Genomic DNA, 24,951 nt, shown 5'->3' on the forward strand with positions numbered 1-24,951 from the left:
AATGCAATACTTTCCATTGTTTGTGGATACTAAAAATTTAAGTGTATTAATTGTTGGTGCTGGTGAAGTAGCAACCAGAAAGTTAGATTTATTATCTCGTACAGAAGCCGAAATCGACGTTATTGCGCCAGATATTGCTGCCGAAATCCGTGTTTATGAACAAAAGGGTCGTATCAAGCTTTATCAACGTGCAGTTCACGCTGATGACATTGCCGATTATGATGTTATTTACATGGCGACGGCTAATGAACAGCTGAATATGGATTATGCGGTTTTGGCCACTCAAAAAGGAATTTGGGTAAATGTTGTCGATAATCCAAGTTTCTGCCGCTTTATTACCCCGTCAATTGTCGACAGAGGAAGATTAGTCGTCGCGATTAGTACTGCTGGTGCTGCGCCTGTATTCGCTCGTACCATTCGCTCACGCCTTGAAACGTTATTACCGCAATCATTGGGTCCATTATTTGATTTCGTCGCTTCTAAGCGCATTGAAGTGCAGCATAAAATTACTTCAGGTAAAGACAGACGATTATTTTGGGAACGTTTTTTTAATCTCAATAATGATCGTTTTGATAGTGGCACGCAAAGCCATTACCAAGATGCATTTGAAAGTTATGGCGCCGAAGGTGAAATTTTATTATTTAATGAAAATGATAATGCAGGATTGCTTCCTATTGCCGCCATGCCATTACTACAAAAAATAGATACGTTTTATTCTGATATGACTCAAGATGGTGTTAAGCATGAGGCAAGTAGTGCTAACCACCATAGCTTAACCGATATTAATGAGTTAGTAAGACGTGATGCCAGTCGTGAAAGCATTCCTACATTGAGCGAAATCACTGAGAAATATCAACATGGCGATAGGATGTTACTGGTGGTCAATCAAGAAAAACTGAATAAGCTTAAAGCGCATTTTCCTATGGCCAAACATCTACAACCTGGCGCTTTATAATATTAACGTGATTGAGTTCATTTTTATAAAATTGATGCCGAGAGTGGTAAAATAAGGTCTGTTTGATAACCGCTTATCATAAACCGAGTTTCATACTGAAGTTAAACAGTATAAACTCGGTTTTTTTATTTGACTGGAACCCTCATGGCGCCTAAAGCTACCGTCTTTAAAGCTGCACTTCAAATTGCTGATATGGACAGAAATTACTATGCTGACCATCAATTAACGATTGCTCAGCATCCTTCAGAAACTGATAGCCGTATGATGGTAAGAATTCTTGCGTTTATTATGAATGCCTCAGACGCTTTGCAGTTTAGCAAAGGCCTTTGTGTTGATGATGAGCCAGAGCTATGGGAAAAGAGCCTTTCAGATGAAATCATGCTTTGGATTGAATTTGGCCAAACTGATGAAAAATGGCTACGCAAAGCGTGCGGCCGTTCAAAGCAAGTGCAATTAATCACATATGCGGGTCGCAGTGTACCTATCTGGTGGCAGCAAAATGAACAGGCGCTTCAACGCTATAAGAACCTGTCAGTATTTAATATTGATGAAGACAGTGTTAAAGCTATGGAAGTGTTTGTCGCGCGCAGCATGAAGATTCAAGTGAGCATCAGTGATGGCGAGATTTGGCTGTCTGATGACACTAACAGTTTGATGATCCAACCTGAGCAGTTAAAGTAACAGCAAACGAAATATGGACTATAATTTGTAGGTTACCAAGTCTTAGTAACCTTGCCTTAGTTATAACGACGTGCGCCATTTTTAAAATGGATAATATAATAACTTTTAGGGCTGTGACCGTTTTAAACAGCGGTTTCAGAAGGTTATATATTTAGTTTTCAATATCTTTACTGACTCTGTTTTTTACAAAATATGTTTTTTACAAGATATGTTTTAACGGGTAAATGTTGAAGCAACCAGAATAGACTCGATAACAAATTGGGATTTGTACTAGAACAGTCTATGAAGGATGTGACAATGAAGACGCTATCGTTAAAAACTATTGAAAAAATAGATCTACTCGCTCGGCCAGAAGTGGCTGAGCATATCAATATTTTCTCTGCCGCCTCTGCAGTTTTCACCGATTTTAAAACCCTCAAACCTTTAGTCATTAAAATGAACACCGCAGCTGTCGATGTTGAACATTTGATGAAACAATCCCATGTTAGGCTCAAAATAGTGATTGATGAAAAAGGCCACTTTATGGGCTTAGTCAGTTTGCAAATGCTTCATAGCCAAGAAATGCAAAAACATGTCGCACAAGGCTTCCCAAGGGAGCAGTTATTATTGTCCGACTTCATGCTGCCAAAAGATGCCTTAAAAGGCATTGATTACCAAGAACTTTCAAAAGCGCGCATTTGTGATGTGATTGATACGCTTAAACATTCTCAGCATCAGCATTGTTTGGTTGTCGATGAGCAACGAGATGTGATTCGGGGACTTATTTCAGCAAATGATATCGTGCGAAAATTAAAACTCCCGATCGATGTGAGCCTTAATCCTAGCTTTATGGAAATAGCCGATAGCATCGAGAAAGTGAAAGTCGCTAGCTGAATGTGGTGAATTGAATACAGTTATTGAAGTTACTTAGGTCATTGAAGTTTTGTTCTGAAATGATTAAATCAAATCGTCTTTGGTGTTGTTTTTCAAAAGTATAATCATTAATGTCTAATAAACCTTTTTAGATGGAGTGGTTATGCATATTCGAAAGGCAACCATTGACGATGCTCCAGACGCATTTGAAATTCGTAATCTGGCGATTTTATCACAATGCAAAGGCCACTATAGCGATGATATATTGACTAAGTGGACAGATGGAGAGTTACCGACAGAGTTTGCTCATGCATTCGCAAAATATGGTTTTGTTTCTGAAATTGAAAACAAAGTGGTTGGTGTTGGTATGCTTGATGTTGATAACGGTATGGTCGATGCCATATTTGTTCGCCCAGAGTCTTTCGGTAAAGGCTTAGGTAAGCGAATGCTTATGCATCTAGAAGCTCAAGCAAGGCGAGTAAACTGTAAAGAACTGAGGTTGGATGCCACGTTAAATGCAGCCGCATTCTACAGAAGTTGTGGTTTTGAAGGTCATAATCAGTCTGTTTGGCATTCTCCTAGAGGGATCGATCTTGCCTGTATTCCGATGGTTAAAGTCCTTTAACGTCAGTGCTATCATTTATGTTCGGCTATACAAATAAACCGAGTTCACGAGTAATGAATGATAAAGAGTTAGACATTAAAAAAGCCTCATCAATGAGGCTTTTTTGTGTCACAAATAGATACCAATATTGAGGTCGTTGTGGGGATCAGTTAACGAGATTAATTAGCCTCATGTGCGCGCAATATTTCAAATCCACCGCCATTATAGCTTTGAGTAAAACCGGCTTTGACCAGTTCTGCAGTAGCAATGCCACTGCGTCTTCCACTACGACAATAGAGTACGATTGACGTATCTTTTGACAGCTTTTGCTCGGTTAATTTTTTTAGCACCACTTCAAAAGGGATATTGATAGCCCCTTCTAAATGTCCTGCTGCAAACTCTAGTTCAGTGCGGACATCAAGCAGTATCGCTCCAGCATTAATATTATCCCAAGCCACACTTGGAACCTTATCTTCAGCACTTGAAATAGCTGAAAACATCAATGCTAAGCAGCCAATAACCAGTAATACTGTTTGATGAAAAAAGCGAGAGTGTCGTTGTTGCACAGGCGTTCCTTTTATTCTTTTTGCAGAATTGCTAATTCAGTGGCCGTTTTGACACCTAGCTTTTTAAACAGCATTGCAGCTGGGCAAAATCCAGTGAAGGCACTTTGTAATAGATTAGCGCCAACAAACACGGTTAGCCAGATAAAGTTATGATCTAGCCAAGCTGTTAATGCCAATGACAACAACACCATAAAACCGGCAAATGCCATAATAACTCTTTCTAAAGACATGTGAATCTCCTTAAATACCTTGTTTATTCTTGTATAAATTGTTTATTTTTCATTACGCTGTAATACAGAATTGGAATAACCACCAGAGTTAAAATACTGGATATAAAAATCCCGAAAATCAGACTGATAGCTAGACCATTAAAGATAGGGTCATCAATGATAAATAGGGCACCGATCATGGCTGCAAATGCAGTCAACATAATGGGTTTTGCCCGCACAGCGCCAGACTGAATAACTGCTTGTTCCAGCGGCACACCTTTGGCTGTTTCTAAATTGATGAAATCAACGAGTAAAATCGAATTCCGTACGATGATCCCGGCAAGGGCAATCATGCCAATCATGGACGGGGCGGTGAAATGAGCGCCCAATAAAGCATGGCCCGGCATCACGCCAATAATAGTCAGCGGAATAGGCGCCATAATCACTAAAGGAACGATATAGGACTTAAAGTGGCCAACAACCAATAAGTAAATCGCTATCATCCCAATGGCATAGGCAATTCCCATATCTCTGAAGGTTTCATAGGTAATTTTCCATTCACCATCCCATAAAATAGCCACTTCATCTAAGCCATCGGGTTGATTAATCAAATGCTGTTTAATTGGGTAAGGGTTAATGCCGGAGTCATTATCATCTTCTATGCCTGCAAACATGCTGAACATGCCGTAAAGTGGGCTATCTGTTGGCCCTGCCATATCAGCAACCACCATAATCATCGGCACCATGTTTTTGTGGATGATTGGGGTATTGATGTTGCCGTGCTCAATTGATACAAGGTCGCTTAAGCTAATGCTTGTTCCTTCGGCATTGGTCAATCTTAATGACAATATCTGTTGTAAATTAAGCTTAGATTCTTCGCTTGCCTGTAATCTAATTGGGATCGGCAATTGATAATCTTTATTATGCAAATAACTCACATCTGCACCTTCTACCGCAGTGGCGATGGTATTGACAATTTGAGAGTATTGAAGACCCAATAATTGCGCCTTGCTTCTATCAATATTTAAGCGCCAGTGCGCCGCATCACTGGGCAGATAAATATCCACATCGACCACATGTTCAGTTTGCTTAAAGCGTTGCTCTAATGCTTTGGCGGTTTGCTCACGCAATTCAGTCGTGGGGGCATAAACCTCTGCCAAAATCGGTGACCACACAGGTGGTCCAGGTGGCACTTCAACAATTTTAATATTGGCTTGATAGGGTTTAGCTATCTCATGCAGTTTATCGCGAACTGAGGTTGCGATTTCGTGGCTATCTCTACTTCTATCTGATTTGTCGACAAGGTTTACTTGGATATCACCCAACTCTTGGCTTTGTCGCATAAAATAATGTCTGACAAGGCCATTGAAGTTTATTGGTGCGTGAGTACCAGCATAAAGTTGTAGATGTTCAACTTCATCTACGCTGAGCAAGTAGTCACTTAAGTCTTTAAGGACTCGCTGAGTTTGCTCCACTGGGGTACCTTCGGGCATATCCACCAACACTTGAAACTCAGACTTATTATCAAATGGCAGCATTTTTAAAATCACAGCCTGGCCAACTGGCAGTGCTACAGCGATAGCAATTAATAATAAAATGGCACCTGTTAAGCCAAAGCGGGCTAAACGCGCTTTGCTACCTATGAGAAACGGTGTCATTAATCGTGTGAATAAAGCCTGTAGTTTATCGTCAGTATTATGTGACTGTGACTGTGGCTTTAATGGTGTCTGACTATCCGCTTGTTTTGTATCAGGTGTAGCCGAACTTGATGCAGTAACACCTGAATTGTCTTGTTGACCTGAATTTAATGGTGTCTGACTATCCGCTTGTTTTGTATCAGATGTAGCCGAACTTGATACGGTAACATCTGAATTGTCTTGTTGACCTGAATGACTGTGTCTGAGCAGTTTTAAACTCAACCAAGGTGTGACGACAAATGCGACGACTAATGAGATCAACATACCCATACTGGAATTTATCGGAATAGGGCTCATATAAGGCCCCATAAGACCAGAAACGAACGCCATAGGCATAAGTGCAGCAATAACAGTAAAGGTGGCTAGAATCGTCGGCCCGCCGACTTCATCAACTGCAAGAGGTATCAGTGTTTTAAAGTCTTTAGTCCCCATTGCCATGTGTCGGTGAATATTTTCGACCACCACAATGGCATCGTCGACCAAAATCCCGATGGAAAATATTAACGCAAATAAGGATATTCGATTAAGGGTAAAACCCCATGCCCACGATGCAAATAATGTCATGGCTAAGGTGACGATAATTGCGATACCGACCACTAGGGCTTCACGCTTGCCCATGGTGATTAATACCAATAGCACAACAGCCATCGTGGCAAACATGAGTTTTAGGATGAGCGTATTGGCTTTATTACCAGCGGTTTCACCATAGTTTCTTGAAACCGTCACTTCAACATTGTCTGGAATTAATAGATTATCGACCTTGGCTAGGCGCGTCATGATTTGCTCAGTGATCTCCACCGCGTTTTCGCCGCCTTGTTTACCAATGGCAATCGTGACAGCTGGGTAGGTGCCTGATGAATCAACATGCCAAACGTTATCGGTTGCGGTATCAGCTTGTAAGCTGATGTCAGCAATATCTGATAAATACACAGGGTTTGCTTGGTTATTGACTTGGCTAACTTTAACAATCAATTGGCTCACATCTTCTATGCTCTGAAGGAACTGACCAGTTTGAACCTTAATGAGTTGATTCTGCTGGATTAAGTCACCAGGCATGGATATTTGATTATTATCAGTGAGGACGTGTGTTAACTCTGAAAAGCTCACGCCATAGTGGTTCATTTTAAGTGGATCAAGTCGAACATTTACCGCCAGCTCTTGGCGTCCCATCGAGTAAATTTCTCGAGTACCTTTAACTCGCTTAAATTCATTTTCAAGTTCAGTGGCGACAATGGTTAAATCTTCAGCATTCACATTAGGATCTTTCGACCAAAGGGTTAAGCCTACAATTGGTACATCATCGATACCGCGAGGTTTGATTAAAGGTGTGCCAATGCCTGCAGCTTGATTAAACTTATCTTGGTTTGATTGCAGTTGGTTGTATAAATTAACAATGGCGTGATCGCGAGCAACGCCCACATCAAACACTGCGATGATGAGCGCACCGTCATTCATCGAAAAGGAATATAAAGTGTCTATTCCTTTAAGTTCAGAAATAATCTTTTCAGCGGGTAATGTGACCTGTCTAGACACTTCTTCAGGTGTGGCGCCAACATAAGGAATATAAACATCAGCAAAAGTGACGTCTATTTGTGGTTCTTCTTCTTTAGGCGTGACTATGATGGCAAATAAGCCTAATAAAAGCGCCAAAAGAGCCAACAATGGCGTGATGGCACTTGATTGAAAGGCTTTTGCAATTTTGCCTGAAATGCCAAGAGTAGTAGGTTCAGTCATGATATTACTCGCCTGATTTTTCGGTGTTGAGTAAGTACTTAGTGGCGCGCTTAATAATCTTATCGCCAGCAATTAAACCCGCTTCGACAACATATTGTTGATTGTCGATTTGGCGTAATCTAACTTGTGTTTGCACGAACTTATCATTTTGCTGACGAAATACGGCGGTGTAGTCGCCTCGTTGAAAGACCGCAGAATGTGGAATGATAATTTGATCTGTTGCTGTATCGGCAATCATTACTTTTACCCATTCACCTGGCGAGAGAACGGCGTTTGTTTGTGGTAGGTTGATACGTACTTGGTAGCTTTGACTTGCAGTTTGTAAGAACACATATGGATTGATATCAGTGGAGCTAATACGCAAGCCAGAGTTGAGCTCAACGGTAATCTTTGCGTTAGCATCGACGAGTTGTCGATATTGCTGCGGCAGTTGAAAGATCGCACGCATATTGTCGGTAGAGTAACCAGCATATAGGGCTTGGCCAACAGTGACGGTTTCGCCTTGCTCAACAAAACGCTGGGTAACGCGGCCGCTAAAAGGGGCATTAACCGTGGTGTAGTTTAAGGTTTCATTGGCTTGAATTAACTTGGCTTTAGCAGCTGATACGGCTTGTAAACTTGAGGCAGAGTTAGCTGTCGCCTCGTCCATAGCACCTTTAGAAATCGCGCCCTTTGGAAACAGCTCTTGATAACGCTTGAACTGGGCTTGAGATTCAATATTTCTCGCTTTGGCTTGTGCAAGTTCAGCTTCAGCAGCCGCAAGTCCAGCGCCTTGCTCTTTACTGGTTATTTCAAGTAAAGCAGCGCCTTCTGGGACATTATCATTTACATCATAGTTAAGTTTAAGAATTCGCCCAGCAGTTTGCGCAGAAACCGTGGCAGCTTTGATTGCTTCAATCTGCCCATCAAATTGAAGGTAAGGAATATGACTTTGCGGTTGGATATGGATGGTTTCGGGCGCCGCAATTGCCAATGGGGCAAAAATGCTGATTTGCGAAATTGATAAAACCGTAATTAACATCGAACGTGTGCGCCACATAAACTTATCCAACAATAGAAAAATAATCCATAAGAAAATTCTAATAGACTTTATTGTCTTGTGCAATCTATTTATGAGAAAAATCTAATGAATGTTGTATTAATAGGGATTGTATTAATAGGGATTGTATTAATAGGGATTGTGTTATTAATCGTTGGAGAGAATTTAGACACAAAAAAGCCGCCTAATAAAATAGGCGGCTTTTAACTAGTAAATTAAACGTTTAAATAGATTAATTTAGAAAGTGTGGTTGTATTGCAGTGAGAAGTAGTTTGCGCCTGATTCTGTATAAGCACTCACTTGACCGACTAGTGCGCTATCTTCTAAAACATGCACCTTTTCACCAGCAACTAGAGTGTAACCGAAATCAATGCTTGATTTATTACTCAAGTTATAAGTGAAACCTGCTGAATACCACATGCGGTCTGAGTCAGGAATTGACAATGATGATACTTCGCCAACTACGCCTTGATCACTTGCTATACCAGCACGAACTGTCCAAGTTTCATTGATATCGTATGTTGCACCAAGGCTTAAGAACCAAGAGTCTTTCCAGTTATAATGCTTGATAACATCATTAGCAGTGCCAAGATCACCATCTACAACACTGATGTTGTCAAATGAACTCCACTGAGTCCACTGTGCGGTATAATGAACAGCAAACTTTTCCGTTAACTGATGGAAACCAGCAAGCTGTGCGATATCGGCAATTGGAATTTCAATGCTGTCAAAGTTTTGTGGGAACAAAACAGAAGGGTTATACATGATGTCGCCACTAGCTTCCATTTGTGGGCTATAACGGTAACTCAAACCAATTCTGTTATTTTCGTTAAACTCATAAGCTAAACCGACGATACCACCAACAGCCCAGCCGTCAGCATCAACGTCAACTAGATTTAGCGGCATGTCACCAAGACCGATATCTATATTACCGTTACGTGTTAATGTTCCTGAACCATATACAGCATCAAGACCTAAACCTAAACTTAATGAATCGTTAATACGGTATGACACGCTAGCGTTGAAGTTAATTGTGGTTACTTCAGTATTACCCAATAAATCGATTGGGGTATTGAAGTCGTGACCGCTATTTAGTGATGAAAGATCAGTACCTGTGCCGTAATTTGAGAAGGCAGCAACACCGTAAGCCCATTTATCATTGATAGGGCTAATGTAGTAGAAGTTAGGAATTAACTTAGCTTCAGCTGCATTGTCTATACTTCCGATATGGTTATTGCCATATTGGACATCACTAACTTCAACGTTCACATCAGCATAAGATGCACCAATCGAAAGTGTTTTTTCATCAAACAATGCCATAGCTGCAGGGTTACGTGATAATACTGACGCGTTATCAGCGATGATTGCATCACCCGCCATCGCACGGCCAATACCAGTTGCAGATTGGCTGTTTAACTGAAAACCAGCTGCCATTGATTGTGTGCTTGCTAGCGTTACCGCTACTGCAAGAAGTGTCTTGTTGAATTTAGTCATCATTTTGCTCTCATCGTTGTACGTCAGTTTATTAATTCGCGCCATGCTTAGCATAGGGCTCCCCAATCAACACCAACTTAGTAATTGCGGGCATATTAGGTAACAGTTGTTACCTCTACAACTCCGACCAGTTGCTAGTTATTGTTACTGTTAAGTTAATTTTTGTTTTTGACGTATTTAGGTCAAGCTGAGTAAATACTCTATAAACGCTGTGCTGTAGGGCAGTTGTGAATTTGGTTCTGGAGGCTGAAATATTATAACGAAATAACAAGTAACAAGTGGGTAACAAGATTATTTTGTAAAAAAGCGTACAAGTGTACGCTGAGAGGTCCGATTACCAGTTTTACACCAGTAATCGAACCTTTTGGAGATTAAAGCGAAGCTTTAAAGTTAGCGAATTGCGTCTTAATTGACTCAGCTGGTGGTGAGATTTTACTGACTACAACACCGACAATCGTGGCGAATAGAAAACCTGGTAAGATTTCGTATAAGTCGAAGATACCGCCAGAAAGCTGCTTCCAAACGACAACCGTTATCGCACCAACAAGAATAGTGGCGATAGCACCATTACGACTATAGCCTTGCCAAAATAGTGACATTAACACTACAGGTCCAAATGCTGCACCAAATCCTGCCCATGCATAGCTCACCAGCTCAAGAACTTTACTGTCAGGGTCAAGTGCAATCACAATTGCGATAACAGCAATGGCCAACACACCAAAGCGGCCCACTAGCATTAACTCTTTGTCTTTCGCGTCCGGACGTAACCATTTACGGTAAAAATCTTCAGTGATGACACTTGAGCAAACAAGGAGCTGTGAATCGATAGTACTCATAATCGCTGATAAAATTGCCGCGATTAAGATACCGCCAATCCAAGGATTAAAAGCAACTTGGGCTAAGTGAATGAAAACGGTTTCAGAATTAGCTAATGGTGCATCAGCAAAATAAATCGTACCGGCTATCCCCGTTGCTAATGCGCCGATTAATGCAACAAGCATCCAGCTCATTGCAATGCGGCGTGATAGCGGGATGTCATCTGGGCTGCCAATTGCCATAAAGCGAGAAAGAATATGTGGTTGGCCGAAGTAACCTAAACCCCAAGCCAGTAGTGACACAAGACCAATCGTAGTCATATTACTGTGTAAGAAAGACAGCATTTTCGGGTCAAGTGTTTCTAAAGCCACTTGCGTATCAGGTTTGCTGAAAATGGCTATTGGTACAATTAACAGTGCAAGCAACATCAGACAACCTTGGAAGAAATCTGTCCAGCTCACAGCAAAAAAGCCACCAACAAAGGTATAAGCGACAATGATGACTGAACCAATCAATAATGCGATGGTGTAATCGAGACCAAAGATTTGTTCAAATAAGATTGCACCGCCAACCATGCCTGATGAAGTGTAGAAAGTGAAAAACACTAGGATAGTAATAGCAGAAACTAACTTTAAAAAGCCTTGCTTGTCTTCAAAGCGCTTTTCAAAAAAGTCGGGTAGGGTAAGGGCATTATCTGCCGCTTGGGTGTAGATACGAAGACGTCTGGCAACGAATAACCAGTTAAGCCATGCGCCAAAAACCAAACCGAAGCCAATCCAAGCTTCACCTAAACCACCTAAATAAACCGCGCCAGGTAAACCGAGTAATAGCCAACCTGACATATCTGACGCACCGACACTCAGTGCTGTTACGGCTGGGCCCATTTTGCGGCCGCCTAGGATGTAATCGTCTACTGTGTCTGTTTTGCGATAGGCCCAATAGCCTATGCCCATCATAAGGGCGAGATAACCAATGAATGTAATTAGAATTGGAGCTTCAATTGCCATGCTACTTCCGTATTGTTCTCATTATTGTGCGGCATATGCTAACAGATGTTTGACACAGTGCACAATTTTGACAGGAAGTATGAAGAGTTATTGACCAGCCAATGAAATTTCACTAGCTGGTTTGTGAGCGCTTTGTCTGCTAAATGTTTTAATTTAAATAAAAGTTTGCTCGATCTCGTTTTTTACGTATTGCAGGTCAGCATCTTGTTCACCTACCAGTAACATGAAGGTGTCGGCTGTTTGAAAACCTAAACCATGATAATTCTGATCTGCAAACGATTCTTCAGTGACCATTCTGTTTTCGGTGGGGATGATAAAGAGGGTAACTTTCCCTTGCTCACCTTCCATCACAAGGTGCAAACTCTTTACACCTTGGAAATCACAGTAAGAAGTGTAAAACACTTTACCTGGTTGTTGGATGAACTTGGCGTTCTCTAATCCACCAATACCAGCCAGTTTAAAGTTTACATCTTCAAAGCCAACATTTTGATCGACATTCATTGCCTTTGGCTCATGATAAACATGTGCCAGAGCATGTTCTGCTAAATCAACTGGCGTAAAACGAAGCATACTGACGCTTAATCCAATCACTAATGCAACTGACGCGGCCATCGCCATTAAGTAGCGAGTGTGCTTTTTTTGCTGCTGATGCTTGCTGAGTTGCTGACGTAAAATCAGTTTGTCAGCTAAGTCATCAGGCACATCAATATTCAGTGCATTGGTCAGTTTACTGTCTAATGCTTTTAGCTCGTTAACGAGTTTTGCATCGGATTCAGACGCTGAAATTTGTGCAAGAAATTCTTCATCTTGGCTGTTTGGGTCACCATATGCATGGCGACGAAATTTTAGATCATCCATTTGATTGACCTCTAACTTCAGGAGACTCTAAAGCGTCTTTTAATTGATTACGGGCGCGAAATAAACGCGTCATGACGGTGTTTCTATTTAACTCTAATAAATCAGCAATTTCTTCACCGCTAAAACCGCCAATCAGTTGCAGTAATAGTGGTTCACGATATTCGACTTCAAGTTGTCCAATTTGCTTACGTAGCCAATATTGCTCAGTTTGTTCTTCATTGGTCGATGATTTTTCATCTTCAAGCAATTCTTGCTCAACATCACTGTAGTCAAACTGTTTACGCTCAAATCTGCGTGCATTCTCACGGCGTAATATGGTAATTAGCCATGCTTTTGCTGCTTTATCATCTTTTAACGAATCTAAAGCACGCCAAGCACGAAGAAAGGTTTCTTGAGTGACGTCTTCAGCAATATGCTTATCGCCGATTAACCAGTAGGCGTATCGGAAGATATCAGTGTGAAGTGCCCTGACGAGGCTGTCGTATCGTCGCTGTTTAGTTAGCATGTCAGATAAGACCGTGGGTTCGGACTTTTTATTTCGCAAGCTATCGAACATTTTATGACTTATTGTTAAATATTATGTTCGATAGCTTAAAAGGTTAGCTGTGAATAGCAAGTATAAATATGCTTATGGGTTCAGTGAGCTTAGCGCAGAGGGAGCCGTTTGCTGTTGATTTATCTGGGTTTGTTCAATTGCTTTTAGTAGTAAACCTTTATCAATACTTGACGTTGACTCACTGTATTTAGCTTGTTGTAACTGATGAATCGCTTTTGAAAGCACCGTAGATAATTGCGCTATATCAGACAATGTCATCGACTTGGCAAGCTGAGCACTATAGTAGTGTTGCAGTAATGAAATCACTAAGGTGACATCATTTTTATCACAAGCTTGAGCAATATCATTCATATTAGCAGCTAGTGCCAACGGCACTTTTGATGGCGTAGTTGCAACAAGTTTAGTGGTGTGTTGTTGACGACGAGCATTAAACCACAAGGCTAAAGTGATAAGCCATAACGTCGCAAATAATAGCGTTAGCCACGGCCAAATACCTGAACTGTTATTGCTTGTTTCAGTTTGCTCTATTATTTGAGCAGGCTCAGCCGCCACTGTGCCGGTAATGGTGACTGTTCTTGCTGGTATGGTGGCGAATTGCTGCTGTCGCAAATGTGGGTTCCACCAAGGAATGATAATTTCAGGCAAAGTAAAAGTACCAGGTTTTGTTGGTACAATCGCGCTGGTTAAACTGTATTGAGCGATGACTTGATTTTCACGTACCACAGTTTGTCTTACTGGTTTTTCTGGGTAAGACTTAAGCCCGTCAGGCATGGTTAATTTTATATCAGGTAAACTGTTACTATCTGCATTTGATGCCACGACATTAATCGTTCGGGTAATGGGCGTTCCTATTTCAAATTCATTACCTTGCTCATCAGGCCATATCTCTTTCGCAATTAATAAATCACTGACCAACCAATCACCTTGATATACATCTGGAATAGGCTTGATGGTAATTTGAGTGTCTTCAGCTTTAGCTTGCATCGGTCTGCTTTCGTTAAAGCCGAACATACCGCCGCGTCTTGGCGCTTCGACTAAGATATCACCTGAAAATCCTGCGCCTTTAATGGCTAACGTGCCAGGGGTGTCGGCAATAATTGAATAGGTTCTTTCAATCACTCTAAAGCGGCGGCCATCAACAACTTCAACTGCATCTGTGTCATCGCCTATTTGTTTAATTTCGGTTCCAGCTATTTCTGGCGAACTGATAACGCCACGCTGTAACTCGGCTGCTAAAAACAGTTTAACTTTGTAGGTAATTAGCTGGCCTACATACGCTTCATTGGTGCTGAGCTGACCCTCAACAAATAAATTGCGCATTTGTTGCGGTTGGCTGCCCGCTTTAGCGACGGTGAGGTTTATAGGATTGGATTTAACCCCTTCCATGGTAAATGCGGGGATTGTTACTGTACCTGCGTTTTTAGCCGATAGCAGCACTTGCCAACGAGTCTCTTTAGATGAATCAAAGTTAACGATTTGCGTACTTCTGCCGACACTGGTTCGTCCGACGATGAAATCCTTTAATAAGATAGATGTATCTAAAGAACCCGCATTTAAATCTGCGTTTGCGGTGACATTTAAGACAAAGTATTCACCTTGCATCACAGGGTTTCTGTCAACAGTCGCTTGAATTTGAGTGACTGCGTAAACTTGCCCTGTAAAAAGAATTGCAAGAAGGCCGATAACGATTCTATTTACCACTGTTGTTTGTCCTTAGGCAGTTGGCCGCTTTGGCGACGCTTTTGATATTCAAGTTGCATTTTGTTTCTAATAAGCACTTGCGGATCTTCACTCACAGCGCGAAGTGCGCGTTCTAAATCTGATGGTAAAGGTTCTTCAGTCAGCTGTGATGAAGCAATGGGCTGAGAAGATTCTGGCTGTTTGCCAGATTTTTCAGCTTCAGCTTGCTCCGCTGCCGCCTGTGCTTGTGCTTGTTGCTCTAATTGTTCAGGTGTTGGTTCTGCTTGGTTATTTTGTTGAGCATCCGCCTGCATTTGAGCTTCATTTTCTGTTTGTTCATTCTCACTTACAGCACTATCACTTTGTGAAGTTTCTGATTGAGATTGATTTTCTTCGCTACTTTCTTCGTTTCGTTCTTCGTTACGTTCTTGCTCATTTTGCTGTTTGTCTTGTTCAGCACTATTTTTCTGGCTGTTTTGTTGTTCTGAATCTTGTTGTTCAGATTGGTTTTGTTCAGAGTTTTGTTCAGCATTCTGGTCGGAGTTTTGTTGCTGGGATTGGCCTTCGCCATTCTCACTGGGATTATTTTCATTCTGTTCAGACTCACTATTGTCTGAGTCGCTTTGATCAGATTGATCCGAACCTTCACCAGATTGTTGTTCTTGTTGCTGTTGTTTCATATTTTCAGCAAGTTCGAGGTTTTTTTGTGCTTGAGGGAAGTCAGCTTGCTGTTTTAAAGCGTCTTGATAACGTGCGATAGCATCATCCAATTTATTCAATTGCATTAAGCTATTGGCCTGATTATATAAACCTTGTGCAGAGTTATCTTGTTCAAACCCTGCGAGTGCATTTTCATAGTCACCCGCTTTGTACTGGGCACTGGCTTGCCATAACGGCTGGTTAAATTGCTCGGCGGCGCTGGCATAATCTTCAGCAGATTGTGCTTGGTTAAAGGTGTCGCTTGCTTGTTGGTCTTGAGTTTGCCATAAATCATCCCAAGTGTTGGCCATAACAGGACTTGGTTGAAACAATAAACCTAAGGTTAGGGCAGTAAATACTGGTACTAGAGTAAATCTAAAGCTGAGTAACACAGGAATAATCAAGAGCATGGCGATGTATGGACCTAAATCTTGCCAGCTTTCACCTTCAAGCTCAGTGGCTTTAGCGTCGCCATCATTAGCAAGCCAGCGCTCTAATCGGCTTAATGAACTGCCATCTGCAGTGGCAGGGATCATTAATCCACCAGTAGGGATAACTAAGTTTTCAAGTCGTTTAAAATCGGTTTTATCTATGACTATCTCACCGCGATTATCACGCATTAATTGACCATCAGGTAACTGTATTGCTGCGCCTTGTTGTGTGCCAAATGCCATCACAGATACACGGTAACGACTGCCATCAAGCACATTAGCTGCATCAACATATTGTTGTGGGTTTACCCCGTCTGTCATGACGATAATATCACCGGTAATATGCCCGCCTTGGGACAGTAATTGCTGAGCGAGTTCAAGTGCAGCAGATAAATCAGACCCTCTAACAGGCATGATATCAGGCGTCAGTGTTGGTAATAAGTTGAGTAGTGTTGATTTATCTCGGGTAAGAGGACTAATTGTAAAGGCATCGCCAGCAAAGGCGATTAAACCTGTTTCACCTTCAGTTAAGTTCGTTAAAAAATCAGTGGCCCTAAATTTTGCTTGGGATAAGCGATTAGGCTTTTGATCGGTTGCATACATAGACAAGGACATGTCCATGACCAGCACTCGACCTTGCTCGTTGCTGTAAACAGGCAAACTCTGTTTATTGACTGCTGGACCCGATATCGCGATTACAGCGATAAACCAACATATCATAAGTAACCACTTAGGTTGCTTTTTCACTTGGTTGGTTTCACTGATTAATGTGTTTGCCAAATGCGGTGCAATATAACTTTGCCAAGCCGAATTACGCTGTTGGCTGCGCCATAAAAACAACGCAATTGCGATTAAAGGGATTAAGGCAAGCAGCCATTCTGGACGAATAAAATGTAAACTCATTATCGCCCTCCAGATGTTGTTTTAGAGTTTAAAGGTGATGAAGAAGCTAATTGGCCGCGTAAACTGATAAACACACTCATCAATAAGGCTAACAATAATGGCCAGTAAAACAGTTCACTTTTGGGACGATAGGTCAATTGATCGCGACTCACAGGTTCTAACTCATCAATCTTTTGGTAAATTTGAGCCAACTCTTCACTATTTCTTGCTCTAAAATAATGACCGTTTGTCATATCTGCGAGTTGTTGTAGTTGTTCTTCATCTAAATCAAGCGATGGGTTTACCCGTTCGGTACCAAAAATACTGCGGCGTTCCAATATTTCAGCGCCAACACCCACGGTATAAATGGTGACATTTCGTTTAGCTGCAATTCTTGCCGCAACTTCAGGTTCAATGTTCCCTGCGTTATTAGACCCATCGGTTAATAAGATCAACACTCGATTGCTGTCATTGACCATATCAAAACGTCTTACAGCAAGTGCTATCGACTCACCAATGGCCGTTTGTTTACCCACTAGGCCAATTTCACTGTCGGCAAGAAACTTGGCAACTGAGCGTCTGTCTTGGGTGAGTGGCGCTTGAAGATAAGCGTGATCTGCAAATAAAATCAGGCCGAGTCTATCGCCGTTTCGTCTTTCAATAAAATCACCGATGACGTGCTTGATGAGGGTTAAGCGATCGACTGTTTTGCCATTTACCACCATGTCTTCTATTTGCATACTACCTGATAAATCAACCGCTAACATGACATCTCGGCCTTCTGAAGGCAGTTCGATAGGCTCGCCTAACCATTGTGGTCGAACTAAGGCACACAATAGGCATAACCACATTAACCAGTAGGCTTTGCGGCTTGATTTATCTTGATGGACTGTTAATTGTTGCTCAGCGCTGCCAATACCTGGGAGTTGCAGTTGGCCGCCACTATTTTTGGTAAGATGTTTTTGTTTGAGTAAAAAGGGCAGTGGCAATAATAAAAGCAGCCATGGCCAAGCTATTGAGAACATGATGCCTCCGATTGATGACTTGTCGGAGTGATATTTTCAGGCATATCAGATAGCGCGATAAAGCGACTACGTTTATTTAACCATTGTTCAGTATAAGTGTGTAACTGTGTCGACTCGGTTAAAGTCAGGCCGTCTTTCTGATATCGCTTTTTCAGGAGTTGCCCCATGTTTATTGCATCTTGTTCGGATAAGCGTAACCCAAGCCATTGATACCAACGCTCGCCGTCTAACTTAGCAAAATCCTCACGAGGGAAGTAACTCATCGCGGTTCTTTTTAATAGCGTATTAATGTCACTTGCATATTGGCTATTAGCAGGTTCTAGTTGTTCAAAATCCGCTAATGCCGCTTTTCTCGGTAGATGATAGCGGCGATGCTGCTTTATTTTAACCACAGCAAAAATGATGCTCGCGATAATGAACAGTGCGAGTATCCAAAATCCTGGTGCAATAGGGAACTGGCTAATTTTTTCTGGTAGTACGATATCTTCCAGTTGCATTAGTGCAGGGTTTGTTTGAGCAGTATTCATTTAACGTAATACTTCCAATTGGTCACTCAGACTTTTTCCGGCATCGATAAATCGAGTCGGCACCTTAATCATTTTCATTAGTGCGATAAATTGTTGCTGGCTAGCCAGTTGTTGACTCAGCCATGCATCATAACTGTCTCGGGTAAGTGTTAACTGCTGCTTGCCATCCCTCACTGGTAAACTAAAACGTTTAGGCAAGGTGAGTGTTCCTTGTCTCAATGGGTCGCTAATAATAAATGCACCTACATCACAGTGACGTTTAAGTTCAGTTAATGCCGCTAAGCATTCCTGAGTAAAGTGCTGCCCATCGGTAATAATCCATACTAAGGAACCTGGTTTAGCGATTCTTTGCAGGCGTTGACAGGCACGAAGAATATGCTGTGGGTCTTGGGGCAGTTCATCAAAATGATTTAACTGATTTTCATGTACTTTAATTAATGCAGAAGTAAGTTGCAGTATTCCTTGGCGGCGGCTTCTTGGTTTTAATTCAAGGTGTTCAGTTTCACTTGCGATAAAAGCGCCAAGGCGATCGCCATGGTTTATCGCATTCCAGCCGAGTGTTGCAGCAAGGTGGGCAACTTGTACTGATTGCAATAACAAGCGCGAACCAAAAAATAAGCTATGGCTAAAGTCGACAAACAAAATAATGGGGCGTTCACGTTCTTCAACAAACAGCTTAGTGTGCGCTTTGCCAGTTCGAGCGGTGACTCGCCAGTCAATGGTTCTGACATCATCACCATTTTGATAATGACGTACTTCGGCAAATTCCATCCCACGGCCTTTAATCAGGCTACTGCGATGACCTGCTTGGCTGGCTTTGGCTCTGCTGCGTTTATCCGGCATCGCGCGAGCGGTGCTTTGACAGCTAATGAGTTCTTGCTCAGTTAAATTCACGCCATTACTGAATAATGGCAATGAATTTTCAAGCGTTTGTTCAACTGGCATAGTGCTATTGTTCCAATTTAAAAGCGTTAAAATTAACGGTACTTAAATGCGAGCTCGCCCATTTAAGGTACTGCAACTTGGCTTAAAATATGGTTGATAACATGGTCTGCATTAATGCCTTCAGCCTGTGCTTGATAACTGAGTAATAATCTGTGTCTCAGTACGTTGGGCGCTACTGCTTGAATATCTTCTGGCGAGACAAAATCTCGCTCTTGTAACCAAGCTCTTGCGCGGGCACAGCGCTCGAGTGAAATAGATGCACGAGGGCTGACACCGTATTCAAGCCATTTAGCCAACTCAGGGCTATAGCGTTCAGGTTGACGAGTTGCCATGATAATTTCGACAATATAACTTTCGAGTGGCTCAGCTAAGTACAATCCCATAGCTTGTTCGCGGGCAGCAAACACATCAGATTGAGCCACAGGTTCAATGGTAGGTAGCTGTTTAGTGACGGCTTCGTTTCGCGATTGACGCAAAATTTTACGCTCTGTATCAGCACTTGGATAATCGAGATTTAAATGCATTAAAAAGCGGTCTAGTTGAGCTTCTGGTAGCGGGTAGGTACCTTCATTCTCTAGTGGGTTTTGAGTCGCCATGACTAAAAATAAATCTGGAAGTGGGTAGCTATTTTTACCTACGGTTACTTGACCTTCAGCCATTGCCTCAAGTAGTGCTGATTGCACCTTTGCAGGGGCACGGTTGATTTCATCCGCCAAAATAAGGTTATGAAATATTGGTCCTGCTTCAAATTCAAATGTGGCTGTTTGCGCACGATAAATATCTGTACCGGTTAAATCGGCAGGTAATAAATCGGGAGTAAATTGAATACGGTGGAAGTCACCTTCAACCCCATCACACAAGGCCTTTACAGCGCGTGTTTTTGCAAGACCTGGAGGGCCTTCAACCAGTAAATGCCCATCGGCAATTAATGCGATAAGTAAGTTCTCTGTTAATAAAGGTTGTCCCAAAATAACATTATCTAAATAAGCGCGTAAGGAATGAAATCGACTCAAAGGCATGATGATACTCAATTATTTGCTGAATTTTGTTCTAATTAAACCCATGTTAATGAATTTCATTAGCCTTTGGCTAGTATGATTAACAGATTTTCATTTTTATTTATTCATTAGCAAAGGTTAACTGAGTTAAGTTCGCAAAGAATGAATGAATATATACAAAAAATGACAAATTAAAGCTAAAGCTCTAAATTTTAATTCGATGATTTTATTACTATAAATTGCGTATTTCAGGCAAGGTATGCCTTTAATTTGAGCTTATTTTCATACAGATGTTTAAAACTTCGCAATTAAAAGTTAGAATCAGATCACACTTTTATGGTCAGACCAGATCTGTCTGACATTAATCGATATTCACTGATAAGCCAGTTAAAGGCTAAACAATTACAAGAGGGTGAACAATGAGTGATAGACAACAAGTAACCAACGCCCGCGGAGAGCGCATTGCAATCGTGGCGGGCTTACGTACCCCATTCGCAAAACAAGCTACCGCATTTCATGGCGTATCAGCATTAGATATGGGCAAAATGGTGGTTAATGAATTGCTATCGCGTTCAGAGTTAGACCCTAAAACTATTGAGCAGCTTGTGTATGGTCAAGTGGTGCAAATGCCTGCAGCGCCGAATATCGCCCGTGAAATTGTGTTGGGCACAGGCATGGATGTTTCAACCGATGCTTACAGTGTGACCCGAGCTTGTGCTACAAGTTTTCAGTCTGCAGTAAATGTGGCTGAATCTATCATGACAGGTAATGTTGAAATTGGTATTGCAGGTGGTGCTGACTCTTCTTCTGTATTGCCTATTGGCGTTTCAAAAAAATTAGCACATGCTCTGGTTGATTTAAATAAAGCGCGTACCTTCAAGCAAAAATTCGCGATTGCTCGCCGCTTAGGTCTTAAAGATTTAATGCCTGTACCGCCAGCGGTAGCTGAGTACTCAACTGGCCTTTCTATGGGGCAAACAGCTGAGCAAATGGCAAAGACCTATGGCATTAGCCGTGCTGATCAAGATGCATTGGCGCATCGCTCGCACACATTGGCTACAGAAACCTGGAACACAGGTAACTTACGTGACGAAGTCATGACCGCTCACGTACCTCCTTATAAGCAATTCATTGACCGCGATAATAATATCCGCGAAAACTCAGTGCTTGAGTCTTACGCAAAATTACGTCCTGCTTTTGACCGTAAACATGGTTCTGTTACTGCAGCTAATAGTACGCCATTAACTGATGGTGCTTCAGCCATTATTCTAATGAGTGAAGGCAGAGCTAAAGCGTTAGGTTATCAGCCTATTGGTTACATTAAGAGTTATGCATTTACTGCCATTGATGTTTGGCAAGACATGTTAATGGGACCGTCTTACGCTACGCCGCTTGCATTAAAACGTGCAGGAATGGAGCTTGAAGATCTAACCCTTATTGAAATGCATGAAGCGTTTGCTGCGCAAACACTAGCGAATATGCAAATGTTTGGTTCTAAAAAGTTTGCCGAAGAAAAGCTTGGTAGAAACCGCGCAATCGGTGAAATCGATATGAGTAAATTTAACGTTTTAGGTGGCTCGTTGGCTTATGGACATCCATTTGCTGCTACTGGTACACGTTTAATCACTCAAGTGTGTCGTGAATTAAAACGACGTGGTGGTGGTACTGGTCTAGCAACAGCTTGTGCTGCTGGTGGTCTTGGCGCAGCAATGATTGTTGAAGTGGAGTAATTCTGATGGAAAAGACATTTAATTTATCTCGCCGCGAAGACGGTATTGCTATTTTGACTATGGATGTTCCTGGTGAAACCATGAACACCCTAAAAGCAGAGTTTGGCCCTGAAATAAGCGAAATTTTAGCTGAAATTAAACACGACGCTAGTGTAAAAGGCTTAGTGGTTATTTCAGGGAAATCAGATTCTTTTGTCGCAGGTGCTGATATTAGTATGCTTGACGCATGTACCAGTGTGTCAGCTGCGAAAGAATTATCACAACAAGGGCATGTCGTTTTCAATGAACTTGAGAAACTATCAATACCTGTTGTTGCTGCAATTAATGGTGCCTGTTTAGGTGGCGGTTTAGAGTTAGCTTTAGCGTGTCATTTACGCGTGTGTACTGATGATAAGAAAACCATCATGGGTGTACCTGAAGTTCAGCTTGGTTTATTGCCAGGTGGTGGCGGTACGCAACGTTTGCCAAGAAAAGTAGGCATCACAACTGCACTTGATATGATGCTAACGGGTAAGCAAATCCGTCCTAAGCAAGCACTTAAAATGGCGCTTGTTGATGATGTTGTTCCTGAGTCAATTTTGTTGGACACCGCCATTGCGATGGCCAAGAAAGGAAAGTCTGCGGCTAAAGTTGCCAAGAAGAGCGCACTAAATAAGGTGCTTGAATCCACAAGTACCACTCGCGATATCATCTTCGATCAAGCCGCAAAACAAGTACAAAAGAAAACACTGGGTAATTATCCTGCACCAGCTAAAATCATCGACTGTGTTAAGCAAGGGATGAATAAAGGCATGATTAAAGGGCTTGAGGTTGAAGCAAGCCATTTTGCAGAACTCGTCATGTCTCCTGAATCTGAATCACTTCGCAGCATCTTTTTTGCAACGACTGAAATGAAAAAAGAAACTGGAGCAGAAGGTGCTGAACCACGCAAAGTGAATAAAGCACTCGTTATTGGTGGTGGCTTGATGGGTGGCGGTATCGCCTCGGTTACAACCACTAAAGCTAAAATTCCTGCTCGTGTGAAAGACATCAATGACAAAGGCTTAAGCAACGCATTAGCTTATGCCTATAAATTATTGGCGAAAGGGGTCAAGCGACGTCATATGACACCCGCTGTTAGAGATAATTTAATGGCATTAATGACGACGACAACAGAATATAAAGGCGTTAAAGATGCGGATATCGTCGTTGAAGCGGTATTTGAAGATTTAGCACTCAAGCATCAGATGGTGAAAGATGTAGAGCGTGAATGTCATGAAAACACAATTTTTGCATCTAACACTTCATCTTTACCTATTGGTCAGATTGCAGAAGCGGCGCAAAGACCTGAAAATGTCATCGGTTTACATTATTTTTCTCCTGTAGAAAAAATGCCGTTAGTTGAAGTTATTGCACATAAAACTACATCACCTGAAACCATTGCTACCACAGTTGCTTTTGCGCGTAAGCAAGGCAAGACGCCTATTGTTGTTCAGGATGGCGCAGGTTTTTATGTTAACCGTATTCTTGCTCCTTACATGAATGAAGCCGCTCAAGTTTTATTGTCTGGCGAGAAAGTAGAAAGCCTTGATAAAGCCTTGGTTAAATTCGGTTTCCCTGTCGGACCTATAACACTACTTGATGAAGTTGGGATAGATGTAGGCGCTAAGATCGCGCCAATCTTAACGCAAGAATTAGGTGAACGTTTTAGAGCGCCAGATGCGTTTGATAAGTTACTTGCTGATGACCGTAAGGGGCGTAAAAATGGCAAAGGTTTCTATCAATATGGCAATAAAAAGTCTAAAGCTAAATTAGTGGACGAGACTGTCTACCAAGTACTGGGAGTCAGCAATCAAACAACAGGCTCAGCAAGTGACATTGCGATGCGCTGCGTTGTACTCATGTTGAACGAAGCGGTGCGCTGTTTAGATGAAGGAATAATTGCAAACCCTCGCGACGGTGATATTGGCGCTATTTTTGGTATCGGTTTTCCACCATTTTTAGGTGGTCCATTCCGTTATATGGACTCAATGGGCATCGCGACACTAGTGTCAAAGTTACGTCAATATGAACAACAACAACATGGTGAACGTTTCACACCATGTGACAAATTAATTCAAATGGCGGAAGAGGGGACTAATTTTTATTAGCCTTAATTAATACTTTTTGCTATTGATAATTTTACAAAGCGGCAACATTGTGCCGCTTTTTCATGCGAAAGTGGCAGTTATTTGCCTAAAAAATAGCCCGTTTGTGTATTTGATTGATTATTGCTTTTAAAGGCTATTAGTAAATACGCTTAGGTTTGGTTATAATCTGAGCGTTGAGGGTGATGACAATACATATTAATTTACCCATACATTAAGGAATGATGTTAACTGAATGAATTATAGAGGTTTCAGTGATATTTCTACTTATCTTATTATCGTGTGCATCAGGCTATTACCTAGGCAACCAGGCTTTTAGTAACGGCATGGCTGTTAAAAGGTGGTCATTGGCGGGATTGTTAATGGGGCCATTAGCGTATCCGTTATTTAATAGTCACAAATACTTATTGCTTAGAAAGCTCTCTATTGAGAGTGAGCAGACCAATCATTTCTGAATTGATAACACCAATAAAAAAGGGAGCATTTGCTCCCTTTTTTATTGGCTATAGTTGATTGTTAAATTACGCAAATTTAACTCCACCAAGCTTTAGCTTTAATGACTTCTAAATGTTCTAAACCATCAGGTAGCTTTACCTTTTTACGTTGTGGTTGAGCAATACCAAGGGCTTTCTTTAATGAATTAAACATAATGATTTCCTTAAGCAATGCTTGTGTTGCTGAATTTGATGTAAGGGTTACCCGCTAATTGCGCATTAGTATCAGAGAACTTGATGTATGGGTTGCCTGCTACTTGTGCGTTAGTATCAGAAAACTTTATGTAAGGATTACCCGCTAATTGCGCATTAGTATCAGAGAACTTGATGTACGGGTTGCCTGCTA

20 protein-coding genes and 1 pseudogene are annotated in these 24,951 nt (G+C 41.6%); 6 read left to right on the forward strand and 15 right to left on the reverse strand.

The window, feature by feature from the left end; translation table 11 throughout:
* Nucleotide 1: 1 nt before the first annotated feature.
* The 4 genes from LMH66_RS18205 (at nt 2) to LMH66_RS18220 (ending at nt 3,113) form a co-directional block, all read left to right on the forward strand.
* Nucleotides 2–955, forward strand: coding sequence for a precorrin-2 dehydrogenase/sirohydrochlorin ferrochelatase family protein (locus LMH66_RS18205; protein ID WP_229372146.1), 954 nt, complete (start codon nt 2–4; stop codon nt 953–955).
* A 144-nt stretch (nt 956–1,099) separates the two neighbouring features.
* Nucleotides 1,100–1,636, forward strand: a complete 537-nt coding sequence (locus tag LMH66_RS18210; RefSeq protein ID WP_229372149.1) for a YaeQ family protein — start codon at nt 1,100–1,102, stop codon at nt 1,634–1,636.
* Nucleotides 1,637–1,933: 297 nt separating this feature from the next.
* The gene (locus LMH66_RS18215) at nt 1,934–2,509 is read left to right on the forward strand and encodes a CBS domain-containing protein (protein ID WP_229372151.1); all 576 of its coding nucleotides are present in this window, start codon (nt 1,934–1,936) and stop codon (nt 2,507–2,509) included.
* A gap of 142 nt (nt 2,510–2,651) precedes the next feature.
* Nucleotides 2,652–3,113 (forward strand): GNAT family N-acetyltransferase, encoded by a 462-nt coding sequence (locus tag LMH66_RS18220; RefSeq protein ID WP_229372156.1) that lies wholly within the window; start codon nt 2,652–2,654, stop codon nt 3,111–3,113.
* A 158-nt stretch (nt 3,114–3,271) separates the two neighbouring features.
* Here LMH66_RS18220 and LMH66_RS18225 read toward each other — a convergent pair whose 3' ends face one another.
* From LMH66_RS18225 to LMH66_RS18290, 14 genes are all read right to left on the reverse strand, one after another.
* On the reverse strand, nt 3,272–3,658 hold the full coding sequence (locus tag LMH66_RS18225; RefSeq protein WP_229372158.1) for a rhodanese-like domain-containing protein: 387 nt from the start codon (nt 3,656–3,658) through the stop codon (nt 3,272–3,274).
* Between the two features lie 11 nt (nt 3,659–3,669).
* Nucleotides 3,670–3,888, reverse strand: a complete 219-nt coding sequence (locus tag LMH66_RS18230; RefSeq protein ID WP_229372160.1) for a YgaP family membrane protein — start codon at nt 3,886–3,888, stop codon at nt 3,670–3,672.
* Between the two features lie 23 nt (nt 3,889–3,911).
* On the reverse strand, nt 3,912–7,298 hold the full coding sequence (locus LMH66_RS18235; RefSeq protein WP_229372162.1) for an efflux RND transporter permease subunit: 3,387 nt from the start codon (nt 7,296–7,298) through the stop codon (nt 3,912–3,914).
* Nucleotides 7,299–7,302: 4 nt separating this feature from the next.
* A complete protein-coding gene (locus LMH66_RS18240; RefSeq protein WP_229372164.1) occupies nt 7,303–8,337 on the reverse strand; it encodes an efflux RND transporter periplasmic adaptor subunit in 1,035 nt (344 codons plus the stop codon).
* Between the two features lie 237 nt (nt 8,338–8,574).
* Entirely contained in the window at nt 8,575–9,831 is a 1,257-nt protein-coding gene (locus LMH66_RS18245) for an OmpP1/FadL family transporter (protein ID WP_102526711.1), read from the reverse strand.
* A gap of 371 nt (nt 9,832–10,202) precedes the next feature.
* Nucleotides 10,203–11,654, reverse strand: a complete 1,452-nt coding sequence (gene putP / locus LMH66_RS18250; RefSeq protein WP_229372166.1) for a sodium/proline symporter PutP — start codon at nt 11,652–11,654, stop codon at nt 10,203–10,205.
* 153 nt (nt 11,655–11,807) lie between these two features.
* Entirely contained in the window at nt 11,808–12,512 is a 705-nt protein-coding gene (locus tag LMH66_RS18255) for a DUF3379 domain-containing protein (RefSeq protein WP_102526696.1), read from the reverse strand.
* The gene (locus LMH66_RS18260) at nt 12,505–13,068 is read right to left on the reverse strand and encodes a sigma-70 family RNA polymerase sigma factor (protein WP_102526697.1); all 564 of its coding nucleotides are present in this window, start codon (nt 13,066–13,068) and stop codon (nt 12,505–12,507) included. The genes LMH66_RS18255 and LMH66_RS18260 overlap by 8 nt, the downstream gene beginning before the upstream one ends.
* A gap of 72 nt (nt 13,069–13,140) precedes the next feature.
* Complete coding sequence (locus tag LMH66_RS18265) at nt 13,141–14,769, reverse strand: BatD family protein (protein WP_229372168.1); 1,629 nt, start codon at nt 14,767–14,769, stop codon at nt 13,141–13,143.
* The gene (locus tag LMH66_RS18270; RefSeq protein ID WP_229372170.1) at nt 14,763–16,781 is read right to left on the reverse strand and encodes a vWA domain-containing protein; all 2,019 of its coding nucleotides are present in this window, start codon (nt 16,779–16,781) and stop codon (nt 14,763–14,765) included. Before LMH66_RS18270 ends, LMH66_RS18265 begins: the two co-directional genes overlap by 7 nt.
* Nucleotides 16,781–17,785, reverse strand: a complete 1,005-nt coding sequence (locus LMH66_RS18275; protein WP_229372173.1) for a vWA domain-containing protein — start codon at nt 17,783–17,785, stop codon at nt 16,781–16,783. Before LMH66_RS18275 ends, LMH66_RS18270 begins: the two co-directional genes overlap by 1 nt.
* Entirely contained in the window at nt 17,773–18,312 is a 540-nt protein-coding gene (locus tag LMH66_RS18280) for a DUF4381 domain-containing protein (protein ID WP_229372175.1), read from the reverse strand. Before LMH66_RS18280 ends, LMH66_RS18275 begins: the two co-directional genes overlap by 13 nt.
* Nucleotides 18,313–19,257 (reverse strand): DUF58 domain-containing protein, encoded by a 945-nt coding sequence (locus tag LMH66_RS18285; protein WP_102526701.1) that lies wholly within the window; start codon nt 19,255–19,257, stop codon nt 18,313–18,315.
* A 62-nt stretch (nt 19,258–19,319) separates the two neighbouring features.
* Nucleotides 19,320–20,276: an AAA family ATPase gene (locus LMH66_RS18290; protein ID WP_229372177.1), complete on the reverse strand. Its 957-nt coding sequence runs from the start codon at nt 20,274–20,276 to the stop codon at nt 19,320–19,322.
* A 398-nt stretch (nt 20,277–20,674) separates the two neighbouring features.
* On the opposite strand from LMH66_RS18290, the gene fadI reads away from it, so the two are divergent.
* Nucleotides 20,675–21,985: an acetyl-CoA C-acyltransferase FadI gene (fadI, locus tag LMH66_RS18295; protein WP_229372179.1), complete on the forward strand. Its 1,311-nt coding sequence runs from the start codon at nt 20,675–20,677 to the stop codon at nt 21,983–21,985.
* Between the two features lie 5 nt (nt 21,986–21,990).
* Nucleotides 21,991–24,114 carry a fatty acid oxidation complex subunit alpha FadJ gene (gene fadJ / locus LMH66_RS18300; RefSeq protein ID WP_229372181.1) on the forward strand — a complete coding sequence of 708 codons (2,124 nt, stop codon included), beginning with the start codon at nt 21,991–21,993 and terminating at the stop codon, nt 24,112–24,114.
* A 655-nt stretch (nt 24,115–24,769) separates the two neighbouring features.
* On the opposite strand, the pseudogene LMH66_RS18305 reads toward fadJ, so the two are convergent.
* Nucleotides 24,770–24,951 (reverse strand): annotated as a pseudogene (locus LMH66_RS18305) (hypothetical protein); the annotation flags it as partial.

Source organism: Shewanella sp. 10N.7, assembly GCF_020806285.1.
GTDB lineage: Bacteria > Pseudomonadota > Gammaproteobacteria > Enterobacterales > Shewanellaceae > Shewanella > Shewanella electrodiphila.